At 70.2% G+C, this 23,138-nt stretch carries 19 protein-coding genes; 8 read left to right on the top strand and 11 right to left on the bottom strand.

The window, feature by feature from the left end; all coding sequences use genetic code 11:
- Positions 1 to 107 precede the first annotated feature (107 nt).
- From WG923_RS00730 to WG923_RS00715, 4 genes are all read left to right on the top strand, one after another.
- A complete protein-coding gene (locus tag WG923_RS00730; protein ID WP_340348998.1) occupies positions 108 to 551 on the top strand; it encodes a DUF2844 domain-containing protein in 444 nt (147 codons plus the stop codon).
- Positions 548 to 1,900: a DUF3443 domain-containing protein gene (locus WG923_RS00725; RefSeq protein ID WP_340348997.1), complete on the top strand. Its 1,353-nt coding sequence runs from the start codon at positions 548 to 550 to the stop codon at positions 1,898 to 1,900. Before WG923_RS00730 ends, WG923_RS00725 begins: the two co-directional genes overlap by 4 nt.
- Positions 1,901 to 2,290: 390 nt before the next feature.
- Positions 2,291 to 3,733, top strand: coding sequence for a sensor histidine kinase (locus WG923_RS00720; protein ID WP_340348996.1), 1,443 nt, complete (start codon positions 2,291 to 2,293; stop codon positions 3,731 to 3,733).
- Positions 3,734 to 3,744: 11 nt separating this feature from the next.
- Positions 3,745 to 5,214 carry a sigma-54-dependent transcriptional regulator gene (locus WG923_RS00715; RefSeq protein WP_340348995.1) on the top strand — a complete coding sequence of 490 codons (1,470 nt, stop codon included), beginning with the start codon at positions 3,745 to 3,747 and terminating at the stop codon, positions 5,212 to 5,214.
- Positions 5,215 to 5,473: 259 nt separating this feature from the next.
- Here WG923_RS00715 and WG923_RS00710 read toward each other — a convergent pair whose 3' ends face one another.
- Positions 5,474 to 6,670, bottom strand: a complete 1,197-nt coding sequence (locus WG923_RS00710; RefSeq protein WP_340348994.1) for a type II secretion system F family protein — start codon at positions 6,668 to 6,670, stop codon at positions 5,474 to 5,476.
- Between the two features lie 18 nt (positions 6,671 to 6,688).
- Positions 6,689 to 7,123: a type II secretion system major pseudopilin GspG gene (gene gspG, locus WG923_RS00705; RefSeq protein ID WP_340348993.1), complete on the bottom strand. Its 435-nt coding sequence runs from the start codon at positions 7,121 to 7,123 to the stop codon at positions 6,689 to 6,691.
- Between the two features lie 149 nt (positions 7,124 to 7,272).
- Between gspG and WG923_RS00700 the strand changes: the two genes are divergently transcribed.
- The 4 genes from WG923_RS00700 (at position 7,273) to WG923_RS00685 (ending at position 14,580) form a co-directional block, all read left to right on the top strand.
- Positions 7,273 to 7,917: a lytic transglycosylase domain-containing protein gene (locus WG923_RS00700; protein ID WP_340348992.1), complete on the top strand. Its 645-nt coding sequence runs from the start codon at positions 7,273 to 7,275 to the stop codon at positions 7,915 to 7,917.
- 302 nt (positions 7,918 to 8,219) lie between these two features.
- On the top strand, positions 8,220 to 8,948 hold the full coding sequence (locus tag WG923_RS00695; RefSeq protein ID WP_340348991.1) for an SCO family protein: 729 nt from the start codon (positions 8,220 to 8,222) through the stop codon (positions 8,946 to 8,948).
- A gap of 94 nt (positions 8,949 to 9,042) precedes the next feature.
- Positions 9,043 to 11,688, top strand: coding sequence for an Ig-like domain-containing protein (locus tag WG923_RS00690; protein WP_340348990.1), 2,646 nt, complete (start codon positions 9,043 to 9,045; stop codon positions 11,686 to 11,688).
- 282 nt (positions 11,689 to 11,970) lie between these two features.
- Positions 11,971 to 14,580: an Ig-like domain-containing protein gene (locus WG923_RS00685; RefSeq protein WP_340348989.1), complete on the top strand. Its 2,610-nt coding sequence runs from the start codon at positions 11,971 to 11,973 to the stop codon at positions 14,578 to 14,580.
- 459 nt (positions 14,581 to 15,039) lie between these two features.
- Here WG923_RS00685 and WG923_RS00680 read toward each other — a convergent pair whose 3' ends face one another.
- The 9 genes from WG923_RS00680 to WG923_RS00640 all read right to left on the bottom strand — a co-directional run bounded on the left by WG923_RS00680 (position 15,040) and on the right by WG923_RS00640 (position 23,116).
- Positions 15,040 to 15,753 carry a type II secretion system protein gene (locus tag WG923_RS00680; protein ID WP_340348988.1) on the bottom strand — a complete coding sequence of 238 codons (714 nt, stop codon included), beginning with the start codon at positions 15,751 to 15,753 and terminating at the stop codon, positions 15,040 to 15,042.
- Positions 15,740 to 16,129, bottom strand: coding sequence for a type II secretion system protein (locus WG923_RS00675; protein ID WP_340348987.1), 390 nt, complete (start codon positions 16,127 to 16,129; stop codon positions 15,740 to 15,742). Before WG923_RS00675 ends, WG923_RS00680 begins: the two co-directional genes overlap by 14 nt.
- Complete coding sequence (locus WG923_RS00670; RefSeq protein ID WP_340348986.1) at positions 16,129 to 16,605, bottom strand: type IV pilin protein; 477 nt, start codon at positions 16,603 to 16,605, stop codon at positions 16,129 to 16,131. Before WG923_RS00670 ends, WG923_RS00675 begins: the two co-directional genes overlap by 1 nt.
- A gap of 1 nt (position 16,606) precedes the next feature.
- Positions 16,607 to 18,982 carry a secretin and TonB N-terminal domain-containing protein gene (locus WG923_RS00665; RefSeq protein WP_340348985.1) on the bottom strand — a complete coding sequence of 792 codons (2,376 nt, stop codon included), beginning with the start codon at positions 18,980 to 18,982 and terminating at the stop codon, positions 16,607 to 16,609.
- 87 nt (positions 18,983 to 19,069) lie between these two features.
- On the bottom strand, positions 19,070 to 19,678 hold the full coding sequence (locus WG923_RS00660; protein WP_340348984.1) for a hypothetical protein: 609 nt from the start codon (positions 19,676 to 19,678) through the stop codon (positions 19,070 to 19,072).
- Entirely contained in the window at positions 19,679 to 20,227 is a 549-nt protein-coding gene (locus WG923_RS00655) for a hypothetical protein (RefSeq protein ID WP_340348983.1), read from the bottom strand.
- Positions 20,214 to 20,738, bottom strand: coding sequence for a hypothetical protein (locus tag WG923_RS00650; protein WP_340348982.1), 525 nt, complete (start codon positions 20,736 to 20,738; stop codon positions 20,214 to 20,216). The genes WG923_RS00655 and WG923_RS00650 overlap by 14 nt, the downstream gene beginning before the upstream one ends.
- A gap of 1 nt (position 20,739) precedes the next feature.
- Positions 20,740 to 21,540 (bottom strand): hypothetical protein, encoded by an 801-nt coding sequence (locus tag WG923_RS00645; RefSeq protein WP_340348981.1) that lies wholly within the window; start codon positions 21,538 to 21,540, stop codon positions 20,740 to 20,742.
- Entirely contained in the window at positions 21,521 to 23,116 is a 1,596-nt protein-coding gene (locus WG923_RS00640; protein WP_445322884.1) for a GspE/PulE family protein, read from the bottom strand. The genes WG923_RS00645 and WG923_RS00640 overlap by 20 nt, the downstream gene beginning before the upstream one ends.
- Between the last annotated feature and the right edge of the window lie 22 nt (positions 23,117 to 23,138).

The following is a 23,138-nucleotide window of genomic DNA, read 5'->3' as shown; positions in this document are numbered from 1 at the left end:
GGCACTGATGCGCCGGAACTGCCCCCGTGGTCCCCGCTCTATCGTGCTCACGCCCCGAGGGGGGCCGCGCACGCAGCGGACCCGGGGCGGACGGAAACACACACGCAATGAACCGACTCTTCGCGATGTCGATGTGCCTCCTGCTGGCCGCCGGTGCGGCAACGGCGGGCCTCGACGATGCACCCACCCGCGGCGACGGCGCGGCGGTCCGCGCCACGCCGGCGGCCACCGCCGCCGGCGCGGCCTACACGATCCTGCACCGCACGCTGCGTTCGGGCGTGGCGGTCGACGAATACGTCGACGCCGGCGGCAAGGTGTTCGCGCTGTCCTGGTCCGGCCCCTTCAAGCCGAACCTCCAGCGCCTGCTCGGGCGCCACTTCGCGGCGTTCCGCGACCGTGGGGCGCAGCGCCGCGGCGGTCCGCACTCCCGGCTGGCGGTGGACACGGGCGAAGCCGTGATCGTCTCGGAAGGGCACATGGGTGCTTTCGAAGGCCGGGCCTGGCTGCCGTCGCGCCTGTCGGCCGGCTTCGACACGCAGGAGATGAAATGAGCACCGGAGCGACCGCCATCGGCCGCTGGGGGCGCCTTGCCGCGGCCCTGGTGCTGGCCGGCGCGCTGGCCGCCTGCGGCGGCGGCAGCAGCGATGCGCCCGCGCCGGCCCCACCGGCCACGAGCACGCCGACCACGAGCCCTCCGGCGAGCACGCCCGCTCCGTCGCTGCCCGCCACGGGCACGCCGGACCCCTCGCAGCCCGCCAGCACGGCGGCCGACCCCGCTGCCGGTCCCGCTACGCCGGCGACAGCCACCACGGCTGCCGCTCCCCTGGCCCCGGCGGGCAACGTCATCCCGATCCTGATGGACCGCGGCACCGACGGCAGCGCCATCAATTCGCCCTTCGTCACCGTCACGGTGTGCGAGCCTGGCACGCAGAACTGCCGCACGATCGACCACATCCTGCTCGATACCGGTTCCGTCGGCCTGCGCGTGGCCGCCGGGGCGCTGCGCGGCCTGGCCCTGCCCGCCGTGTCCGCCGCCGGCGGTGCCGCGCTGGCGGAGTGCGCTTCCTTCGCCAGCGGCTACACGTGGGGTTCCGTGCGCGGCGCGGACGTGCGCCTCGGCGCGCAGCTGGCCGCCGGCCTGTCGGTGCAGGTGATGGACGACCCCGCCGGCGTCTATGCCGCGGTGCCCGTCGACTGCGCCAGCACAGGCGCCGCGCTGCCGGACGCCGGCTCCAACGGCATCCTGGGCGTGGGCTTCTCGGTGCAGGACTGCGGGCCCGCCTGTGCGGCCAGCACGGCGCCAGGCATGTACTTCGCCTGCACGGGCGCCGGCTGTTCCGGCGTGCCCGTGCCCGTGCCGGCGCAGGTGGCGCATCCCGTGGCCGCACTGGCCAGCGACAACAACGGCCTGGCGATCGTGTTGCCGGATGTTCCCGCGGGCGGCGCGCGCTCGCTTTCCGGCTCGCTCGTGCTGGGCATCGCGACCCGCGACAACAACCAGCTCGGCGCCGCGCCGGTCTACACCGCCAGCAATGCCGGCAATTTCACGACTACTTACAAGGGCCGCACGAGTTCTGCCTTCATCGACAGCGGGTCCAACGGGATCTTCTTTGCCGACAGCGGCATCGCCCGCTGCAGCAGCGGGTTCTACTGCCCGGCCACAGCGCTGTCGCTGTCGGCCACCGCCACCGGCGTCAACGGCGCCAGCGTCGCGGTGCCCTTCACGGTGGAAAACGCGGGGGCGCTCGCCTTCGGCACGGCAGCGGCGCGCCTGGGGGGCAGCGTGATCCTGGGCCGCAGCTTCGACTGGGGCTTGCCCTTCTTCTTCGGCCGCACCGTGTTCGTCGCCATTTCCGGCCGCGCGACGCCCGCCGGCACCGGCCCGTTCTGGGCGTTCTGAGAAGGAGCCGCCCTTGTCACCGGAACGCGCCAGTACCACGAAGTCAACCGATGAAGCGCTGTTCTGTCAAGTCGCACAAAGCCGGAGGGCACCACACCGCTCGTCCAATTTCGTGGCACTTTGGTGCCGAGTTGATCGTGACGAATTGCAAGTTCCTCTCGAAGCCATTAATAATGAATTTGCCCAGGTGAGAACCGGGGCGGGAGGGGCCGAGGGCGGCCCGGTGTCTGAAGCAGGAGGATTTTCGTGAAGCACTTCGCCGGATTGCCTGGCGGCGGCTTGCGTTTCCCAGCCGGTTTGCGCCGTGGCCGGTGGCGCTGGCCCGGCCGTGCTTCGACGGAATCCGCCTGCGCTTCCCCAACGATCGAAACCGGAGTTCCTGCCTCGCCAGTGCAAGCAGCCGTTCAACGACAGACCACCGCCGGTGCGCAGGAAGCGCGTCCCGCGGCGCAGGTGCGGCCGTTCAACCTGCTGCGCTGGTTCTCGATCGCCAGTCTCGCGGCGCTGCTGCCGGTGGCCGCGATCACCGGCACCGTGCTGTCCCACTTCGTGACGCAGCAGGCGCTGCAGCGCGACGCGCTGCTGACGGCGCAGTTCATCTACAACTGCCTGGGCGTCGAGGCCGCGCAGATCGGTGCCGTGAGCCTGGTGCCCTTCCTCGACCCGCGGGTGGACACCTGGTCGGCGGGCCTGTCGCCGAAGGTGGTGGCCCAGGCGCGCTCGGAGGTGTACGAGCACCTCGAGACGCTGCCCGACGTGCTGCTCACGAGCGTGTATGCGCGCGACGGCAAGATCGTCTGGTCGACCAACCGCGACCTGATCGGCACCTTCACCAACGAGAACGAGGAACTGCGCGAGGCCTTCGCCTCCAAGATGGACGTGGCCAAGCACCACGCGGGCAACATGTCGGAGCGCTCCGAACAGCGCTTCGTGGTGGAGCCCAAGGAGTTCTTCATCGAGAACTACGTGCCGCTGACCGACCCGAGGGGCGAGGTGGTGGCCGTGGTCGAGGTCTACAAGGAGCCGCGGCACCTGGTGGATTCGATCCGCGCCGGGCAGATCCTGGTGTGGATGACCACGCTGGCCGGTGGCTTCGTGATCTACCTGGGCCTGTTCAGCATCGTGCGGCGCGGCTCGCGCGTGCTGTCGCAGCAGCAGCGGCAGCTGCTGGAGGCGCAGTCGCAGGTGTTCGCCGGCGAGATGGCCACGGCGCTGGCGCACAGCCTGCGCAACCCGCTGGCGAGCGTGCGCTCCAGCGCCGAACTGGCCGCGTGCACCGACGACCTGCCGGTGCGCAAGAACGCACAGGACATCATCACCCAGGTCGACTTCCTGTCGCAGTGGGTGCGCGAACTGCTGCTGTACTCGCGCCCGATCCAGGGCGAGACGGAACCGGTGGACCTGTGCGCGGTGCTCGACAGCCTGCTGGCCTCCTTCGCGCCGACCTTCGAGCGTTCGAACGTGCGGCTGCAGTGGGCCCGCAGCGAGGTGTGCGGAACGAAGGTGCAGGGCAATACCTCGCTGGTGCGGCAGGCGCTGCACAGCGTGATTTCCAACGCCGTGGAGGCCATGCCCCGCGGCGGCGAACTGCGCATCGACATGCGCAGGGTGAAGGCCCCGGACGGCGTGGAACTCGTGTTCAGCGATTCCGGGATGGGCATGACGGAGCAGCAACTGGAATCGGCCTTCCGGCCGTTCCACACCACCAAGTCGCACGGGCTCGGGGTGGGGCTGCCGATGCTGAAGCGGGCGATGGAGCGCTTCGGCGGCTTCGTGGCGCTTTCCAGCGAGCCGAACGTCGGCACGCAGGTGCGCCTGCATTTCAAGGCATAGGAACTGAAGCAATGGGCAAGACCGTACTGGTGGTGGAAGACGACGCCATCCAGCAGGCCAACATCAGCGCCTACCTGACGCGCAACGGCTGGGAAGTGCAGGCTTGCGGGTCGGCCGAGGAGGCGCTCGGCCTCTTCGATACGCTGCATCCGGACGCGGTGGTCACCGACCAGCGCCTGCCGCGCATGACCGGCGTCGAGCTGATCGTGAAGATGCGCGAGAGCGACCCGCTGGCCAAGTGCATCGTGATGACGGGCGACGACAGCGCGCAGACCGCGGTGCAGGCCATGAAGGCCGGCGCCTACGACTACGTGCTCAAGCCGGTCTCGATGGCCGAACTCAACCTCCTGCTGGAACGCGCGGTGGGCACCGCGAAGATGGAGCAGGTGCTGCAGTTCCACCAGCAGCGCCAGGCGAGCGGCGCGGGCCTCAACGCGCTGATCGGCGAGTCGCCGGCGATGATGGAAATGAAGCAGACCATCCGCCAGGTGCTCGAAGCCGAGCGCCGCGTGACGGACGGCGACCTGCCGGCCATCCTGGTCCACGGCGAGACCGGCACCGGCAAGGAACTGGTCGCGCGCTCGATGCACTTCGACGGCGCCCGCGCCGCCGGCCCCTTCGTCGAGATCAACTGCGCCTCGATTCCCTCCAACCTCCTCGAGTCCGAGCTGTTCGGCCACGAGAAGGGCGCCTTCACCGACGCCAAGGAGCGCCGCACGGGCCTGGTGGAGGCGGCCGACGGCGGCACGCTGTTCCTCGACGAGATCGGCGAGGTCGACCTGTCGCTGCAGGCCAAGCTGCTCAAGCTGCTGGAGGAAAAGACGGTGCGCCGCATCGGCGCGGTGAAGGAGCGCAAGGTCAACCTGCGCATCATCAGCGCCACCAACCGCGACCTCGCGGCCATGGTCAAGCAGGGCACCTTCCGCAGCGACCTCTACTTCCGCCTGCGCATCATCGCGGTCAACGTGCCGGCGCTGCGCGATCGCGGCAACGACATCCTGCTGCTGGCGCGCCACTTCCTGCAGTCGCACGGCCGCCGCTACGGCAAGCCGAACCTGCGCTTCAGCCCCGACGCCGAGCGCCAGCTGCTCGAGTACTTCTGGCCCGGCAACGTGCGCGAGATGCGCAACATGCTGGAGCAGACGGTGCTGCTCGCGCCCACCGACACGATCAGCACCACGCAGCTGGCGCTGTGCCCGAGCCTGGCGCCGGAATCCAAGTTCGAGCGCGACTTCCGCGGCTGCAACGAGCCCTGCATGTCGGTGCCGCGGGGCAACGGCAGCGCCGACATGGCGGACCTCGCCGAGATGGAGCGCACGCTGGTCGTCAAGACGCTGGAGCGCACCGGCTGGAACGTGACCAAGTCGGCCAAGCTGCTGGGGCTGTCGCGCGACATGATGCGCTACCGCATCGAGAAGATGGGCCTCCAGCGCCCCGTCGACCAGCCCGGCTCGGGCTTCGGCACGCTGCAGGAATATTGATTCATTGGCGCGGCCGCGATGGCGGCCCGCTTCGAGGGTTGGGCACGAGGCTGCAAGGTCTCGTGCCTTTTTCTTTGGGCGCGCGAGGATTCAAGTCAAACTGCCGGACGCAGAGGACGCGAAGGGTACGCAGAGGACGCAAAAAAGACAAAGAAAACTTTAGATGGTTTTCTTTTGCGTCCTCTGCGTACCCTTTGCGTCCTCCGCGTCCGGCTGTTCCTTCGGCGGCTCGCTCGGCGCCCCGCTGCTCCAGCGCACGCTACCGGATCGACCCCGCCAGCTCGAAGATCGGGATGTACATCAGGACCACGACCACGCCGATCATGGCGCCGACGAAGACCATCAGCAGCGGCTCGAACAGGCGCACGAACCACTCGATCCAGCGGCCCATCTCCTCGTCGTAGAAGTCCGCCGTCTTCTCCATCATCGCGCCCAGGTTGCCGGCCTGCTCGCCGGCATGCAGCATGCGCAGTGCCACCGGCGTCGACAGGTGGTTGGCCTCGAAGGCCTGCGACAGCGGCTGGCCCTCGCGCACGCGCTGCCCCGCCTGGTCCAGCAGGACGGCCATGCGCGCGCCGATCAGGCCCCGCGCCATGCCGATCGCCTGCAGGATCGGGATGCCGCTTTGCAGCAGGATGCCCAGCGAGCGATACAGGCGCGTGACGTGGTACAGGAACACCCGCTCGCGCACCCCGGGCAGCGCCAGGATCGCCTGGCCCACCGCCGCGCGCACCGCCGTCACCTGCCACAGGGCCGCCGCGCCGGCCACGGCGGCCGCGCCGCCGAGCACCAGGGCCAGCACATGGTCGTTGATCATCCGGCCGAAGTTCATCAGCACCTGCGACAGCCAGGGCAGCTTGGTGCCCATCTCGCCGAACACGGAGCTGAAGCGCGGCACCACGTAGCCCACCAGGAACAGCAGCACGCCCATGCCCACCAGCAGCAGCAGCACCGGGTACACCGAGGCGCTGACGATCTTCTGCGTGAGCATGTCGATGCGCGTGCGGTACGCCACGTAGCGCGTGAGGCCGCCGTGCACCGCGCCCGTCTTCTCGCTGGACTGGATCAGCGCGACGTACAGGTCGGGGAAGGTGGCGGGGAACTGCGCCAGCGCCTGCGAGAACGACTTGCCTTCATAGAGCAGCCGCACGAGCGAGCCGAGCACCTTGCGCGTGTTGCCGTCGTGCTCCTTTTCCGCCAGGCTTTCCAGCGCGGTGATGAGGGACAGGCCCGCGTTGAGGAGCGTGGCGAGCTCCTGGCTGAACAGCACCAGCGGGAACGCCTTGCTGCGGCCCACCGAAACGCTCATCGCCGCGAGCCTGCGCACCGGCGAGACCGCGATGACGCGCAGGCCCTGGTGCTCCGCGGCCTGGCGGGCGGCGTCGAGCGTGCCCGCATCGAACGTGAGCTGCACGATGCCCCGGCCGCCGTCGAGGGCCTTGACCTGGAACTGCATGATCCGGATCCCGCGCGGTCAGTAGGTGATGTCGGCGTTTTCCTCGGTGCCGCCGGGCGCGCCGTCCTTGCCGAAGGACATCAGCTCGAACTCGCTGGTGTCGCCGGGCGACTTGTACACGTAGGCGCGGCCCCACGGATCCGGCGGGACGGCCTTGGCCAGGTAGGGGCCGTGCCAGCGCGGTTCGTTGGCCGGGGCGGCGCTGAGGGCCGCCAGGCCCTGTTCGGTGGTGGGGTACTTGCCCATGTCGATGCGGTACATGTCCAGCGCCTTGACGATGCTGGCGATCTGGGTCTGGGCGGCCTTGCCCTCGGATTTACCGAGCTGGCTGAAATAGCGCGGGCCGACGATGCTGACCAGCAGGCCGAGCACGACCAGGACGACCAGCAGTTCGAGCAGGGTGAAGCCGCGCACGATGCCGCGGCGCTGGTGCGGAGTGGAAAGGTGTCGCATGGAGGAGAGTCCCTATGTTGTGGATTCACACTCTGTCGCAAATTTGATGCCCGCGAAAGGGGGGAGTCCGCATGGCGCTGGCGCGGTCCTTGCGACCGCTTGCCTCCACCGGCCCCAGAGCCGGACCCACTCTCCCTGGAGCCCCCACCATGCCGGATGTACGTCACCGCTGGCGGCTGCGGGCCGGCGCTGCCGTCCTGTGCTGCGCCGGCCTCGCCACCGCCGCCCAGGCCGCGCAGGCGCCGATCCAGGTCACGGACGAAGGTGACCAGGGCGTTCTCCTGAGCAACCTGGACGGCCCCCTGGAGCCGGAGGCGGCTGCCCCGGCGCCCGCCCGCCCCGCCGCCGCGCCGGCCCCCGCCGCACGCGCAGGAAAGCCCGCCGCGCTCGCGAAACGGCGCGAGGCATGGGCCCCCATGGTCAGCGCCGCCGCGCGCACCCACGGCCTTCCCGAGGCCCTCCTGCAGGCCGTGATCGAGACGGAGTCCGGCTTCAACCCGCAGGCCGTGTCGCCCAAGGGTGCGATGGGCCTCATGCAGCTGATGCCGGGCACGGCGCGCACGCTGAACGTCGCCAATCCGCACGATCCCGCCTCCAACGTGGACGGCGGCGCACGCTACCTGAAGGACCTGCTCGCCCGTTTCGGCAACAACCTCGCCCTGGCGCTCGCCGCGTACAACGCCGGCCCGGGCAACGTGGAGCGCGCCGGCGGCATCCCCCGCAACGCCGAGACCCAGGCCTACGTGCCGCGCGTGATCTCGCGCTACCACCGTCTCCAGAGCGGACTCGAATAGGACAGCGCCCTACGCCGGTGGGGAAAGGGCTTCCTGACCCACCCAATCGTGGGGAAATCCCCCGCCCCCATTCCCCAGCGAATTTCCCCAGCTCCCGAGGCCCGGCGCGAGACCAGCGCGCCGGGTCTTGTGTTTGATCTGCATCAAACATCATGCGTCGGCACCCTGGTGCCCCCTGCGACTGCCTCAGCCGCTCGGAGGTGCCGGAATGAGAGGAACTTTCGTTCTTGGTCTGCTCTTTGCGTAACACAGGTTACATCCGCGGCGACTTTCGACGAGTGCGGACACAACAGGAGCAGTCGATGGACTTCAGGAAAAGGACTCTCGGGTGCACGGCGCTCATGCTGGGGCTGGTCCTGTGCATGCCCCGCGCCTGGTCGCACGGCGACGGCCACGAGGGCCACCATGCGGCCAGGCCGCAGGCCGCCGTCTCCGGCAAGCCCGTGAAGCCCACCGATGCCGCGGTGCTCGTCGACCAGGACGGCCGCAAGCTGCGCCTGGCGAGCGACGCGCTCGCCGACAAGATCGTGGTGGTCAGCTTCGTGTACACGAACTGCACCGACATCTGCCCGATGGTTTCGCACACCTTCGCGCAGCTGCAGCAAAGCCTCGCGCCGCTGATGGAGAAGAAGGTGCGCCTGGTGTCGCTGACGGTGGATCCGGTGCGCGACACCCCGGCGCGCCTGAAGGAGTACTCGGAGCACTTCGCTCCCAAGGCGGGCTGGCTCTGGCTCACCGGCGACGTCAGCAACGTCGCCCAGGCCCTGCAGGCCTTCGGCATCCACATCACCAGGCCGGAGAACCATCCGGGCCAGATCCTGATCGGGGACGCGAAGAGCGGCCGCTGGACCAGGCTCTACGACATCGACAAACCGCAGCAGGTGTTGGCCAAGGTCGACGAACTGCTTGCGGCGCAACGCGCCGAGAAGGCCGCCAGCGACAGCGGCGGCAAGCGCGAACCGTGCACCGGGACGACGCCCCAGGCGGCGTCCGCAGGAGGCAAGCCTGGCTGTGTCGCGCAGCCTGGTTGATGCAGTACCCAGCGACAAAACCCTCGAACGTGGGCAAGCGTAGGCCGGTAAATGCTCGCGATCACCATCACCCCTTGACAGGAATATCAATATCATGAAACCGAAGCGCAATCTGATTTCGGCGGCGGTGGTCCTCGCCATTGCTGCCGCCTCCGCCTCCCCGGCCTATGCCGTGCTCGAGCGGATGGGCCCGATCGACAACTCGCCCGCCGGCGGCGGCTACCCCGCGTGGTTCCAGGACGGCACCGGTGTCACCCTGGAGTTCTGCGGTCCCTCGACCCAGGCCGAACTCGATGGCGGCTGGTGCCTGCTGCTGCCAGGCGACACCGTGGTGCCGGAGTCGTTCCCCAACCAGTTCTTCGACGAGCACTTCTACTACGCCACGGGCAACACGCTGCTCGATGCGGGCACCGGTTTCAAGGCCACCATGCGGATCGCCCTCGAGGCCGCGTTCGCCGTCGGCCCCCCGATCCCGGGCGACCAGATGACGTTCCAGCGGCACCGCGTGTTCATCCCGAACCTGCCGTTCGACGGTGACTACCGCGTGATCACGCCGTACACGGACGTGAGCTATTACGACCAGGTGGTCGGCGACAAGATCTTCGAGACGGTCGACACCGGCGTCGCCTGCATCGGCACCTTCGAATGCACGCTGAACGGTCCCCTCGGCCCGTTCCTGCTGCCCTCCGCCGTGGCCGGCGGGGCCGAAGTGCCCCCCATGCCCGACCTGATCTCCGCCCCTGCCGGCACCGATCCCTTCTTCGACGCGGCCGTCGCCCTGGGCGCCGCGCCCACTGCCGACGCGGGCACGGGCAAGAAGTACGTCGCCGACCCGGGCCGCATCGGCCCCATCACCGGCAGCCCGCTGCCCCCCTTCACGGCGTACGACATCGACCCGAGCGGCGCCACTCCCGGCATCGCGTCCACCCGGAACCACAACACGTTCCGCGTGGAAGTGCGCGTGTCGCAGCCGGACCGCAACGGCCACGTGTTCTTCACCGCCGACGGCGAGACCAACTTCGACATGATGGGCCGCCTGCGCACCGACGTGATCGCCGGCAACGTGAGCAACGCCCGCTCCACCTACAAGGCGGACACCGCCGGCAACGTGACCGACCTCGACGTGTTCGCGCAAGCCTCGCCCACGGTGCAGGCCCGCATCCCGACGCAGCCGATCCCGCCGAAGGTGACCCCGGTCATCTCCTTCTACGACCAGGCCTGCGGCGGCGCCCTCGGTACCGATCCGAACACGGGCCTGCCGGTCGTGAATCCCGGTCCCTACACCGCGCCGGCCGGCGTGCCCCACAACCTGGCCAACACCGGCCGCGATTTCTGGGGCCAGAGCTCGCCCGGCGGCCTGCCGCCCAGCCACGTCTGCATCGAGGACAGCACCTCGCGCAATGCCGCTGGCCAGGTCATCCCGAGCTACACGCTGGTGCCGGTCACGGACCACGTGATCATCAACACGGCGCACTACGTCGGTCCCGAGAACGGCACGCTGACGATCAACGCCGCGTCGAGCGACCCGACCGCCGTCCTGAGCCTGGCCGGCTACGGCCCCGCCGCTGCCGGCACGCCGGGCGTCTCCATCGGCGTCAGTGCGGGCACGGGCCTGGACCTGGTGGGCAACGCCGCCCAGGTCGTCGCGCTCAAGGCCCCGCCGTCCACCGTGCAGGTGAGCTCCACCAAGGGTGGTGCCGTGCTGCGCAAGGTCGACACCGCCCACGGCGTCGCCCAGCTGGTGGGCTCGCCGAGCGCGGTCAACGACACCGCCTCGATCGACGAGGACTGCTCCGCGGCCGCCGCGGCCTCCTGCGCCGTCGGCCAGGGCGTGACGATCGACCTGCTGGCCAACGACACCGTGATGCTCAATGGCGTGGTCTCCAGCCTGCGTGACGTCGTCTCGCAGAACCTGGCAACCGTGACCGTGAGCGCGCAGGCCCCGCGCCTGGGCTCCGCCACCGTGTCGACGGACGGCTTCCTGAGCTACACGCCGAACCCGAACGCCAACGGCACCGACAACGTGATCTACACGGTGTCGGTCGACGGTCAGCCCTCCAACCAGGCAGTGGCGTCGATCACCATCACGCCGGTGAACGACCTCCCGGTGGCGGCGAGCCAGACCATCAACGGTGTGGCGGGCCGCACGGGCACGATGAACCTGCTGCTGGGCGCGACCGATCCGGACGGCGCGGCGGACGTGAAGAACGCGGTGCTCACGACCTGGCCCGTGGAACTCGGCCCGCAGCCGACCCCGGCCAACGGCGTGATCAGCTTCACGCCCTCGACGACGGGCAACTTCTCCTTCGGCTTCCAGGTGACGGATGCGGCGGGCGCGGTGTCCGCCAACACGGCGACCGGCACGATCACGGCGCTGGCCAACGAGACGATCACCTTCTCGGCGGCTCCCCAGTACACCATCAACAAGCTGCGCTGGGTGGTGACGGGCACGGACACGGTCCGCGCGCGCCAGGAGATCACGGTCGTCTACACGAACGGTGTCTCCCGCAACGGCGAGAACTGCGGCGCCGCCGGCTCGCAGAACATCCCCGCCTGCGTGGTCGGCACGGCGACCCTGGACGGCACGGGCACCTTCCTGCTCGACACGATCGCGACCGCGAACACGTCGCGGGATCCGCGCGGCACGTACTGGACCACCCGTCCGACCAGCGTGCGTGCGTTCTCCAGCAACCCGGTGCTGGGCGGCACGACGGCCAACACCGCCGTCTTCTTCAAGTAAGGAGGCGACGCAGAGAGAGCGACGCAGCACCGCGAACCGCCCGCCCGATTGGGTCACCCACAAGGTGGGCGGTTCCCCGGTGTTGGGGAAAAAATCCCCAGCGGCCCGCCACGCGGCGACCGCACAAGCAGTTGGAAGTCCACCCCGGGCAGCGTGCCTCGCAAGAGCTCGCTGCCCGTGGTTCGTCAAGCGGGCCCGGAATATGCAAACAGGGTCTTTCAGTCGCGAAGCACAGTCAGGCGCGCGGCGCCTTCCACAACCAACTGGCTGAAAGGTCCCCCCGTGAAGCAAAAACGCAATCTCATCGCGGCCGCCGTGCTGCTCACCATGGCCACTGCTCCCGCGTGGGCCGTGCTCGAACGCATGGGCCCGATCAACAACGCGCCCTCGGTGGGCGGCTACCCGGCGTGGTTCCAGGACAAGACCGGCGTGGCGATCGAGTTCTGCGATCCGCAGTCGCAGGCCGAACTTGATGGCGGCTGGTGCCTGCTGCTGCCCGGCGACGTCAACTTCCCCGAGGCGTTCCCCGCCAACTTCTTCGACGAACACTTCTATTGGGCGGCGGGCAACACGCTGCTCGATCCCGGCACCGGCCTGAAGGCCAACCTGGTCCTCGCGCTCGAGGCCGCATTCGCCAACGGGCCCGCGGTGGCCGGCGACCAGATGACGTTCGGGCGGATGCGCGTGTTCATTCCGCGCCTGCCCTTCGACGGCGACTACCGCGTCGTCACGCCGTACTCCGACGTGACCTACTTCGACCAGCCGCTCGGCGGCCGCATCTTCGACACGCTCGACATCGGCGTCGCCTGCATCGGCACCTTCGAGTGCACGCTCAACGCACCCATCGGCCCCTTCCTGCTGCCCTCGCCGCAGGCCGGCGGCGCCGAAGTGCCCCCGATGCCGGACCTGGCCGCCGCGGCGCCCGGCACCGATCCGTTCTACGACCAGATGGTCGCCCTCGGCGCCGGCCCGACCGCCAGCCCCGGCACCGGCAAGAAGTACATCGCCGACCCGGCCCGCGTGGGCCCCGTCACGGGCAGCCCGATGGCGGACTTCACCGCCTTCAACACCGACGGCACTTCCACGCTGCGCAACCACAACACCTTCCGCATCGAAGTGCGTCCGTCCACGCCGACGCGCGACGCGCCGGTGTTCTACACGGTCGACGGCGAAACCAACTTCGTCCTGATGGGACGCCTGATGACCGGCTCGCTCCCGGGCGCCGTGAGCGGCGGCCGCGCCGTGTACACCGCCGACGCCACCGGCACCGTCACCAAGGTGGACGTGTTCGCCAAGGCGAGCCCCACCACGCAGGCCCGCGTGCCGGCGCAGCCGCAGCAGGCTGCCGTGCAGCCGCTGCTGGCCTTCTACGACCAGCCCTGCGGCGGCGCGGTCACGATCGATCCCGTCACGGGCGCGACCATCGTCAGCGCGGGCCCGTACACCGCGCCCGCCGGCGTCGCGCACGACATGGCGCACACCGACACCGACTACTGGGGCCAGAGCCAGCCGGGCGGCCTGCCCGCGAGCCACGTCTGCATCGTGGACCAGACCGCGAAGAACGCCGCCGGCCAGGTGGTGCCCGCCTACTACCTGCGCAAGCTGACCGACGAAGTCACGATCAACACGGCGCTGTTCGACGGCGCGAACAACGGCACGCTGAGCGTGACGGCCGTCTCCAGCGACCCGACCTCGCAGCTGACGCTGGGCGGCTACGGCCCCGCGGGCGCCACTGCGGGCACCAGCGTCGGCAAGGGCGCCGGCACGGGCCTCGACCTGGCCGCGGGTTCGGCCAGCGTCTCGGGCCTGCAGGCCCCGCCGAGCGCCGTGCAGATCGTGTCGTCCAAGGGCGGTTCCTCCATGCGCAACACCGACACCTCCGCGGGCACCGCGGTACTGCTCGGCGTGCCGAACACCGTGGCCGACAACGCCACGATGAACGAGGATTGCTCGGCGACGTCCGCCGCGGCCTGCCCCGCGGGCCAGGGCGTGACGATCGACCTGCTGGCCAACGACACCATCCTCATGAACGGGACGCTGACGACGCTGCGCAACGTGGTGGCGGGCGGCCTGGGCACCGTGGTGGTCACCGCGCAACCGGCCCGCCTGGGCACGGCCACGGTGAGCGCGGACGGCATCCTGACGTACACGCCGAACGCGAACGCCAACGGCACGGACAGCATCACCTACTCGGTGTCGGTCAACGGCACGGCGTCCAACCAGTCGCAGGCCACGATCAACATCACGCCGGTGAACGACGTGCCCGTCGCGGGCAACGTCGCGGCCGGCGCGGTGGTCGGCAAGCTGAACATGCTCAACGCGCTCGCCACCTCCACCGACCCGGATGGCAACGGCGACGTCAAGGACGCGGTGATCCTCACCTGGCCCGCGCAGCTCGGTGCCCAGCCCACCCCGCTGAACGGCATCCTCAGCTACACGCCGACGGCCTCCGGTGCCTTCAGCTTCACCTACCAGGTGACGGACGTGGCCGGCGCGCTGTCCGCCAACACGGCGACCGGCACCGTGACGGTGGCGCTCAACGAGGTCATCACCTTCGGCAAGCACCAGTTCGTGCAGAACAAGAACCGCTGGACCATCGACGGCACCGACAACATCGTGCAGGGCCAGACGATCACCGTGGTGTACGAAGACGGCTGGCTGGTCGGCGCGCCGGCGGCGTGCAACGGCACGGCCACCAACGCGAACTGCGTGATCGGCACCTCGCCGGTGGACGGCCTCGGCAACTTCCTGCTGGACAAGGTGGGCGTGAGCGGGGCGCTGAACCCGAAGGCCGGCACCAGCATCTGGAAGACGGCCCCGACCCGCATCCGCGCCTATTCGACCCTGCCTTCGCTGGGCGGCACGGCGGCGATCGACATCGTGTTCAAGTGATCGTGAATTTCTGATTCGCAAGGAGAGCGAAGTGTTGCCCGCCCGGAAGTGCCAATCCTGCATGCCCTCACGGGCAAGGCGCGACCGGGCGGGCGCTTTTTTCGCGCACCGCGCTGCGGATCCTCGATGACGTAGAGACAAAGCCCGTCCCTGCGGCGTGACGCGGAGGAAGACCTGGTCTTCCTCCGCGTTTTTCTTTGGCGCGGGGGCCTCTTGCGGACGTTGAACGTTGGACGTTGGGACGCTGGGGACGTTGGGGACGTTGGGACGCTGGATGCGTGCTGGCGTGGGCTGGGCTCGCCGCCGCAGGCGACACCAGCATGTCCGCCGGACCGCTGGCGTGCGCTGCGCGCAGGCCAGCCTACGGGAGCGGGTCGCGAGCGCCAGGGTTTCGCCGGCGCGTCACCGCCAGCCCCGTGCCATCCGTGCGCCGCCGCTCGGGACGACGCGAAAAGGGGATCAGCGGCGGATCGAGATCGTGCCGCCCGGGCGCGGGGCCGGCGCCGGCCTCGGCTTCGGCGCGACGGGCTCGACCGGCGCGGCGGCGGGCGTGCCGGTGTCGGCGACGGTCGGCGTCGCGGTGGCAGGAGCGGCCGGCGTGGCGGTCGTGCCTGCAGCCGGCGTGCTTGCCGTCCCTGCTGCCGCCGTGCCGGCGGCGTTCGCGCCGGGGTCCGAGCCCGCGGCCTGGGGCCGCCGCGGCGCGCCGGGCAGGTTGTCGGCGATGAACAGCCAGTCGGAGTAGTGGCTGCTGCCCTTGAAGTCGCGGAACTTCGCCGGGAAGTTGTCCTGCTTCATCGGCGTCTCGTCGGAGTGGCTGCGCACGCCGGCGATGCGGCTGCCGTCGTCCGACAGCACGATGTCGAAGCGCTCGCGCGAGATCGGGTCGGCATACAGCCGGCGCAGGTGGCGGCGCGGCTCGGGAAAGCGCCGGTCCTCCAGCAGGTCCTCGAGCTGCGAGGGGAACTGGCGGGCGCCGGGCGACTGCATGTAGTAGGAGCGGATCGCCCGGGCGTACTGGTTGCCCACCCACAGCAGTTCCTTCTCGCGCGCGCGCCGGCTCGCCACGACCCAGGCCTCGCCGGTGCCGGCCAGGCCGAGCCCGAGCAGGACCAGCAGGAACAGCACGCCCAGGTAGGTGAAGCCGTCCTGTCGCCGGCCCTTACCAGCTCGCATAGGGAGTGCCGTCCTTCGCGTTGCCCGGTGCCCCGCTGTGCACGTCCTTCACCCCGCTGGGCTGGCCGGGTTCCGAACCCATTTCCACCGCCCACTGGTCGGTCGCGCCGGTGATGGGGTCGGCCGGCAGGCTGCGCAGGTACTTCGCATCCACCAGCGTCTGCAGCGTCTCGGGGTACTTGCCCAGGTCGCCCTTGTAGTGGTCGATGGCCGTGCGCATCACCGACAGGCTCTGCTTGAGCGAGGTCTCCTTCGCGTTGTCCAGGCTCGCGAAGTAGCTGGGGACCGCGATGGTGAGCAGCGTGCCGACGATCGCCAGCACGATCAGCAGCTCGATGAGGGTGAAGCCCCTGCTTCGGGCCTTGCGTGTGTCCATCACCACTCCCGGTAGTAGGTGCCGTCCAGCGCCTTGTCGTCGGACAGGGAGCGGACGTCGTAGATGTCCTTGCCCGAGCGCGGCGCGTCCGGCGGACTGTCGGAGGCCCGCAGGCCCCAGGTCTGCCCCGCGGCCAGGCTGGGATCGGCGAACGGGTCGCGCGGGAGGCGGCGCAGGAAGTAGATCTTGGCGCCGCTCGCGCTGCCCTTGTCGATCACGCCGTTGACCAGCACCTCCAGGCTGACGGGATAGCCCGAGTCGGTGGCGGCCTTGGCGATGCGGCCCTGGTCGGCGGCGTCCTTGTAGGCGTCGATCGCGTCGCGGATCTGCATCAGCGCCGCCTTCAGGTCCTGCTCCTTGCCCCGGCGCACCACGGTCTCGGCCACCGGCGCCGCCAGCGCCGCGAGCAGGCCGATCAGGGCCACCGTGATGACCAGCTCGATCAGCGTGAAGCCGCGATGCGGGGCGCGTTGCATGTCAGGGCTCCACGGCCAGTTCCACGGCCGCCGCGGCGGGCGCCGGCACGATGCGGTTGTTGGGGCCGATGGCGGAGAAGCCCGTGACGCGCACCGCCGCCGCGGGGGCCGCCGCGAGGCCCTGCACGCGCACGTGCACCAGCGTGCCTTCGCCGGCGGAACCTTCGCTGCCCGCGGGCCGCGCCACGCCGACGAAGACCATGCCGGCCGCGTCGTCGCGCCGGGCCGAGAACGTGGTCGCCGCGCCGTCGCTCTTGAGCAATTCGCCTTCGGTCACGTCCAGCAGCTTCACGGCCTTCGGGTCGTACGCGATCTGGAACGCGGTGCTGACCAGGGGCTGGTCCGCCTTGAGTTGCACGTTGATGGTGGCTTCCTCGCCGACCTTCAGGCTGCGGGCGCCTTCCAGCGTCAGCGCCACCGCGCCGGAGGCGGGCGCGGCGCTTTGCGGCGAGGCGGCAGGGGCCGCCGGCGTCGCACCGGGGGCAGCCGGCGTGCCGGCGGGCGGTGCCGTCACGGGCGCTCCCGGCGGCGTCGCGACGCGGCCGCGCGTGGCGCCGCGCGAGCCGCCGGTGGCCAGCGGGGTCGTGCCGGCCGGCACGCCCGGGCCGGCTCCGGTGGGGCCGCCGGGCGTTCCGGGCGGTGCGGTCAGGGTGACGGCATTGCCGTCCGCGCCGGGCGTGTCGCTGCCCTGCAGCGCCAGCGCGAGCGGGCGCGAGCGCAGGCTGCCTTCGGTGCCGGAGGAGAATTCGAGCTGGTACGGCGGCAGGTAAGGCGTGTTGCGCACGATGCGCGGCGTGATCGACAGCACCAGCTCGCGCTTGGTCCAGTTGTCGTTGTTGGAGCCGAACAGGCGGCCGGCCACCGGAACTTCCGCCAGGCCCGGGATGCCGTCCACGGCGGACTGGTGGTCGTTGCGGATCAGGCCCGCGAGGATCTGCGTCTCGCCGTTCTTCAGTCGCAGCGTGGTCGAAGCGTTGCTGGTCTTCACGCGCACGAGCGTCGTGCCGTTGTTGGTCGTGCCGGCGTTCTGCGAGTCGCTGACCTCCAGCACCACCTTGATCGCGACCTCGTCGCTCTGGTAGATGGTGGGCTCGACTTCCAGCTTGATACCGGTGTCGAGGTACTGCACGGTCTCGGTGGTCACCGGGCCCTGCGTGGAGGGCACCGAGGTGGCGTTGACGATCGGGATGCGGTCGCCGATGTGGATCTTCGCCTTGTCCTTGTTGCGCACGCGGATGCGCGGCGAGGCCAGCGTGTTGACGTCGGCGTTCTGCTGCTGCGCGCGGGCCTGGAAGCCGCGGTCGATGCCGACCTGGCCGCGCGGCACGTTCAGGTGCAGGTCCGACAGCAGCGTCGCGGCGCCGCCGCTGGAGTTCAGCACCGTGAAGGTGGAGGGCCACTGCAGGCCGAGGTCGAGGATGCGGTCGCGCGAGACGTCCAGCAGTTCCACTTCGAGCACCACCTCGCCTTCGGCCTGGTCCTGTGCCTGCAGCAGTTTCTCCGCCAGGCGCACGGCGTCGGGCGAGTCGCGCATCGTCAGCGAGTTGAGCTTCTCGTCGATGAACAGGTCCTTGGTCTTCAGCATGGTCTTGATCAGGGTCTGCGCCTGCTTCACGTCCATGTTGGTGATGAAGAACGTGCGGATCACCCAGTCCTGGTACTCGCGGATCTTCGCGGGCGTGTTCGGGTAGATCAGGACCGTGTTGTCGTTGATGACCTTCTTCTCGAGCTGGTTCTGCGACAGCAGCAGGTCGAGCGCGTCCTCCACCGGCACCTGGCGCACGAAGATCGTCGCCTTGGTATCGGCCTTCACGTCCTTGTCGACGATGAAGTTGATGGCCGTCGTGCGCGACAGGGCATCGAGGATCATGCGGATCTGGGCGTCGCGGAATTCCAGCGTCACGGGCCGCGTGAACTTCGTGCGCAGGCGCGGGTAGGTGCTGACGGTGCGGGCGTGCTCCTGCTCGATCTCGCGGCGCAGCGTCAGCGCGTCGGGCGCGTTCGGGTCGAGGGCGAGGATCTGCGCGAGCTGCTTTTCCGCCAGTTCGACGTCACCGCGGCGGAAGGCGGCGCGGGCCTGCTTGAGCATGTCGTCGAGGTTGCGCCGCTGCTCCAGCGTGCGCAGCGCGTCGATCGCGCGCGTGTTGCGCGGCGTGATGCGCAGCACGCGCTGGTAGGCCTCCTGCGCGGAATCGTAGTCGCCCACCGAGCGCATGCGGTCCGCGCGCGCGAGCAGCGTGGCGACGATGCGTTCCTGCTCCAGCACCAGCGCCGAACGGTACTGCGGCTCGCTCGGCGACCTGGCGGCCGCGTCGTTCAGGCGCGACAACCCCTCCTCGTACCGGCCTGCATCGATCAACGCCTGCCCTTCCTTCATGGCCTGCTGGGAGGCGCATCCGGCGAGGGCGATGGAGAGAGCGATTGGTGTCAGCAGCCAGAGTCTTTTCTTCTCCGTACCAAACATCTATGACTTTCCGATCGTTATGGTTTGTTGCGTGTTCATCGGCAAGTACGTCAGCAGCAGCTGGTTGGCGTCGATGCGGTCGAGGCGGTACTGGCCATCGATCACGTCGCCGACTGCCACGGCGTACAGGCGTTCCCCACGCTGCAGGAACACCTTGGGCTTCCCGTCGTCGATCCGGCCCATGAAGGAGAAGGGCAGGGGCGGGGCGGCGGGAGGAGGAGGGGGAGGCGGCGGCGGCGCGGGCGGCGGCGGTGGCGGCGGAGGGGGCGGCGGCGGCGGTGGCGGCTGCCACGACTTCACGGCGAACAGCGCCGGCGCGGAGGCGGCGGCCGCTGCAGCGTCCGCGCCGGCGGCGCCCGGTGCATCGCCCGGCGCGGCGTCGCCCGCGCGCAGGCTGGCCAGCGGCGCCGAGGCGGTTTCCACCGGCGCGGTGGCCACCGCCGCCGGCGCGGCGGGCATCGTGCCCGCGGCCTGGCCGGCGGTGCCGCGCGCCGGGCGCGCCGCGACGGCGACGCTTTCCGGTGCCGGGGCCGGCGTGATGTAGTCGTAGGCCACCAGGGCACCCGCGCCGCCCAGGAAGGTGGTCCAGAAGATCAGGCGCTTGTTCATCTAGCGCCTCGCCAGGAAGAGGGACAGCTGCACCCGCGCCTCGAGCTGCGGCTCGCCGATGTTCTGGCGCTGCAGCGTGATGTCGTCGAGGGTGAGGCCGGGAACGGTCTTGAGCGCCTCGGCGACGAAGCGGCGCACCTGGGCGTAGCTGCCCTTGACGGGCAGCGTGATCTTGTAGCGCACGAGGCCCGCCGCCGGCAGGTCGGCGCCGGTGTACTCGCCGTGCATCAGCGACAGCTTCTCGGCGCCGGCCGCGGCGTAGATGCGCTCGACGTACTGCGTGACCTCGGTCGTGGCGGGCAGGCCGTTGTAGAAGCGCTCGCGGCGCTGCGCCGGCGACAGCGGCGCGGCTTCGGCGCCGCTCCGGACGGCGGCCGCCTTGCGTTCGGCGCGCGCCACCTTCAGTTCGTCGCCGGCGAGCTGGTCGCGCGCCGGCAGCAGCACGAGCGCACCGTAGCCCGCGCCCGCCACGAGCAGCAGCGCGCCGACCGCACCGGGCCAGCGCAGCGCCAGCAGGCGCTCCGCGATGATCAGCCTAGGGATTCGCACTTTGGACTCCCCACTGGGCCAGGAGGTGGAAACGCACGGGCGTGAAAGGCAGGTCCTTCATCACGGTGTGATCGAGCAGCGCCACCTGCGCGAGCGCGGGGTTGCGCTGCAGCTCGCGCTGGAAGGCCAGCATCGCATCGAGGTTGCGGGCCTCGGCGTGGATCTTGACCTGGCGGCGCTGCGCATCGGGCGCGATCGCGATCAGGGCGACGTCCTTGCCTTCGGCCGCCTCGAGGGCGGTGAAGAGCGTGTCCCAGGGCAGCTTCGCGCCATCGAGCAGCTTGCGCGCGGCGACCACGCCCTTGTCGTCGGGCTCGTTGCCGGTCAGCGATGCCGCGCCGCCGGGGGCGTGCAGCTGCGCGAGGCGCGAGGCCTGCACGGCCTTGCGGGCATCGAGCCGGATCTGTTCCTGGCCGAGGCCGGCGAGACCGGCGAGGCCGGCCAGCAGCAGCAGCCAGCCGGCGGCGCTGGGCGCCGTCTTGCGCTGGAAATCGAACTGCAGGCTGCGCATCTCAGTTCACCGTGAGGGCCATGGCGAGCAGGGGATCCGTGGCGCCGTGCGGCAGGCCGACCGTCCGCGGCGTGACGCCCTGGCAGGGCGGCACCTTGAGCGCGTCGTTGCCCGGCACGTGCACGAACACGGGCGGCATGCCTTCGTCGGCCAAGCCGGCGAGCTGCGCTTCCCGCTCGATGAGGTGGGCGAGTTCGTGCGGCTGCGCGCCCGTGCCGGTGTTGCGCAGGCTGCGCCAGCGGCCGCCGGTGGCGACCAGCACGCAGCTGCGCGCCGGCTCGGCCAGCACGAACATGAAGTCGCGCGAGCCGACCTTGCGGCGCACGCGGTCGAACGCCGCCGACAGGTAAGGCTGCACCGACACGAGCTTGAGCTTCGATGCGCCGACCGCGTTGCGCAGGCCGTGCAGCAGCGTCGCGTCGATGCCGGCGGCGATGCGCGCGCTGCCTGCGCGCTCGCGGCCGATCAGGATCTCGCGGCCGCCGGCCTCGTTGCCGAAGGTCTCGTCGAACAGGATGCCCGCGTACGCGGCCAGCTCCGCCGGCCCGTTGACCTCGGCGCGCCACGGCAGCAGCACGTACTGCACGAAATGGTTGGACAGCACGATCGTGAGGTCGCCGCGGCCGATCTCGGGGCGCGCCAGCAATTCGGCGAGGGCCGCGAGCGCCGCCCTGGCGGTCGGCGCCGCGCACTCGGCCTGCGCGTGGAGCTGGGGCGGACGGCGCCAGCCGGCGCGCCGCGCCAGCACCACGCGATCCGGCCCCACCACCGCGGTGAAGCGCTCACCCAACAAACGTGACACGATTGATCTCCTGCAGGGTCGTGCGGCCCGACGCGACCAGTGCCACCGCCGACTCGCGCAGGAAGCGCAGGCCCCGCTTGCGGGCCGCCTCCTTGATGCGCGCGATCGGCTGCCGGTCGATGATCAGCTGGCGCAGCTCGTCGTCGAACAGCAGGATCTCGGCGATGGCGGTGCGGCCGCGGTAACCGGTGCCGCGGCAGCGGCCGCAGCCCTTGCCCACGACGAATTGATAGTCCTTCGCGGCCTCGGGATCGATCCCCGATTCCACGAGTTCGGCGATGCCGGGCTTGACGGGCGCGGCGCAGCTCGAACACACCTGGCGCAGCAGGCGCTGCGCGAAGATGCCGTTCAGGGCCGACACCACGCTGTACGTGTCCACGTTCATCTGGTTCAGGCGCCCGATGACGTCGAACACGTTGTTGGCGTGGATGGTCGTGAACACCAGGTGGCCGGTCAGCGCGGACTGCACCGCGATCTGCGCGGTCTCGGCGTCGCGGATCTCGCCCACCATGATCTTGTCCGGGTCGTGGCGCAGGATCGAGCGCAGGCCGCGGGCGAAGGTCAGGCCCTTCTTCTCGTTGACCGGGATCTGCAGCACGCCGGGCAGCTGGTATTCGACCGGGTCCTCGATGGTGACGATCTTGTCCTGGCCGTTGTTGATCTCGGAGATCATCGCGTACAGGGTGGTCGTCTTGCCGGAGCCGGTCGGGCCGGTCACCAGCACCATGCCGTAGGGCTCGCGGGCCAGCTTGCGCATCACCTTGATGTCCTGCTCCTCGAAGCCGAGGGAGGACAGGCGCACGCCCTGGGCGGAGTCCGCGAGGTCCTTCTTGTCCAGGATCCGCAGCACGGCGTCCTCGCCGAACACGCTGGGCATGATCGAGACGCGGAAGTCCACCGGCCGGCCCTGGATGCCGACCTTGAAGCGGCCGTCCTGCGGCACGCGGCGCTCGGCGATGTCGAGTTCGGCCATCACCTTGATGCGCGAGACGACCTGTTCGGCCATCTCGACGCCCTGCACGCGGCTGATCGAGGTGAGCACGCCGTCGACGCGGTACTTGATCGCCAGGCCGGTGTCGGTGCTTTCCAGGTGGATGTCGCTCGCGTGGGCCTTGAGCGCGTCGTACAGCGTGGAGTTGACCAGCTTGATGACGACGCTGGCATCCTCGTCGATGCGCACCAGCGAGAGGTCTTCCACCGCCTCGCCGGCGCGCGCGTCGACATCGCTGCCGGTGTGGACGCTCTGCACCGCGCGGAAGTTTTCCTCGTGCCGCGCCAGCAGGGCGGCCAGGTCCTCGGGATGCGCCAGGTACAGCGGGGCGCCACCGAGGCGGGCATCGAGCCACGCCAGCAGCGCGGTGTCGAACGGGTCGGCGAAGACGCCGACCGTCTCTCCCGTGGCCAGCTGGACGACCGCGCATTCGCGCTGCAGCGCCTTCGTCAGCGGGATGGTGCTGAAGTCGGGCGTGCTCGCGAACAGCAGGGAGCTCGCCAGCCATGGGTAGTGGAGGGTGGTGGCCACCGCCTGGAGGAACGCGGCGGGGTCGGTCCCCATCAGGTCCTCGAGTTCGGCGATCACCCGGCGCCCGGAGGCGGCG

It is taken from the genome of Ramlibacter sp. AN1133 (assembly GCF_037890035.1).
Taxonomy (GTDB): domain Bacteria; phylum Pseudomonadota; class Gammaproteobacteria; order Burkholderiales; family Burkholderiaceae_C; genus Ramlibacter.
This window is presented reverse-complemented; position numbering and strand designations above follow the sequence as displayed.